Origin of the sequence: Planococcus sp. CAU13, assembly GCF_000775575.1 — a bacterium.
Lineage (GTDB): Bacteria > Bacillota > Bacilli > Bacillales_A > Planococcaceae > Planococcus.
In genome coordinates, this window is record NZ_JRGN01000220.1 from 1 (window position 1) to 1871 (window position 1871).

Here is a 1871-nt window from a genome sequence, read left to right on the forward strand (position 1 = left end):
ACCCGAAGAGCTGGGCAGCTGGAGTCTGGACACCCGAAAAGCGACAACGGCCGTTCAACTCCGACAGGCTTAAGATGAACATCCGAAGCGGCGCTTTTTGCCGCACAGGATGGGCAGCTTAAGACCAAGGAGTTGGCCGGTTGGAGTCTGGACAGGGAAACACATACTTCCAAGAGCTTTCCACCTAAAACGATTATATTTTTTTATCCACAGAAAAAACCCGCCAGCGCAAAAGCGCTGACGGGTTTCGGAAATGTTTATTGTACTGTTGCTTTATCAAATGATTTTGCGACTTCTTCGACACGCTTCATGCCATCTTCAATAATTTCATGAGCACGGTCCGGATACATATTGTGGCCTTCGATGATCACTTCTTCAATATCTTCGATGCCGAAGAAGTTCATGATCATGCGGATATAATTGACGCTCATCTCGCTCGGCGCCATTTCAGCATTCGAGTAGATTCCGCCGCGTGCGTTCAGGATAATGACTTTCTTTTCCGGTACAAGACCGACCGGGCCTTCTTCCGTATATTTGAATGTCACACCTGCACGGTAGATGTAATCGATGAAAGTCTGAAGCGGCGCTGGAATTGTTTTATTCCACAGCGGGAAAGCGAATACGACAACATCAGCTTCAAGGAAAGCATCCATCGCTTTGTTGGCAGCTGTCAAGATGCGCTGTTCGATTTCTTCCAATTCTTCGGCCTGCGCAGATTTCTGCATCGCGCTGAAGAAATCCTGGCCGAAATACGGCATGTCTTCTTTGAAAACGTCGAAAGTCTTGATGTTCGCTTCGTTCCCTACATTATTCATAAATACTTCGTACATTTTACTTGAAACACCTTCTGATGCTGGACGGTTGTTGGCTTTTACTACTAAAACGTTCATATATCTTAACTCCTTTATATTCTAATATTATTTATCTTTAATTAAAACCTTTTTAAGTTTAGTAAATTAATCAGTGTCCGTCAACGAAACTGCCTGCAGGGCTCACTCTGAATTGCAGGTGTCCCCCGTGCAATAACTCGTTTCTTTACTGCTCTTCGGTTTCACAGCGGGACGCAATCCTTCTTCATCCGCAATTTGTTTGATGGAATCGACGAACGCTTCCAGCGGCTGCGCACCGGAAATGGCGTATTTGCGGTTGATGACGAAAAAAGGTACCCCCTGGATGCCCAATTGCTGAGCTTCTGCGATGTCCTGTTCCACTTCGGTCAGGAAGTCATCCGAATCCAGAACAATCTTTGCTTCATTGCGCGGCAGACCGACCGCTTCTGCATTATTCAGCAGCAACTGGTGATTGCCGATATGCTCAGCTTTGACAAAATAGGCGTTCAGCAGCTGTTCAATCAAAGCCGCTTCCCGTCCTTGAACGGCCGCCCATTTCACTAACCGGTGCGCAGCCAGTGTATTGGCCTGGACCATATGATCAAAATCATATTCCAGCCCCACTTTTTGGGCGTGCAGTGCGACACCTTTTGTCATTTCTTTAGCCTGTTCCACAGAATAGCCGAATTTCGCTGCCAGACTTTCGTAGACGGAAATATTGGAATCCACAGGAGTTGCCGGATCCAGTTGATATGCTTTAAAAGTAACTTCAGTTTGATTGGTAAAGCCAGTTTTTATAAGTGCCTGTTCGAGTGTACGTTTGCCTATGTAACAAAACGGACATACATAGTCGGACCAGATCTCAATTTTCAACATCATCGTTCACCTCGTCCTATACTATAGCAAGCAAAAATGGAAGGCTCAATGTTTCTGCCTGTAAAAAGGAAAAGCGACGGCAAAGAGATGGCCTCAGGTTTATGGGCCAATCTCTTTGCCACGGCGCTGATTTGACTTATGACCCGAAGAGCTGGATCGCCGGAG

2 protein-coding genes are annotated in these 1871 nt (G+C 46.3%); both read right to left on the reverse strand.

The features are described 5' to 3' along the window. Positions 1 to 257: 257 nt before the first annotated feature. Entirely contained in the window at positions 258 to 890 is a 633-nt protein-coding gene (locus KW93_RS10220) for an FMN-dependent NADH-azoreductase (RefSeq protein ID WP_033542912.1), read from the reverse strand. Positions 891 to 992: 102 nt separating this feature from the next. After that, positions 993 to 1703, reverse strand: coding sequence for a DsbA family oxidoreductase (locus KW93_RS10225; RefSeq protein ID WP_033542913.1), 711 nt, complete (start codon positions 1701 to 1703; stop codon positions 993 to 995). Between the last annotated feature and the right edge of the window lie 168 nt (positions 1704 to 1871).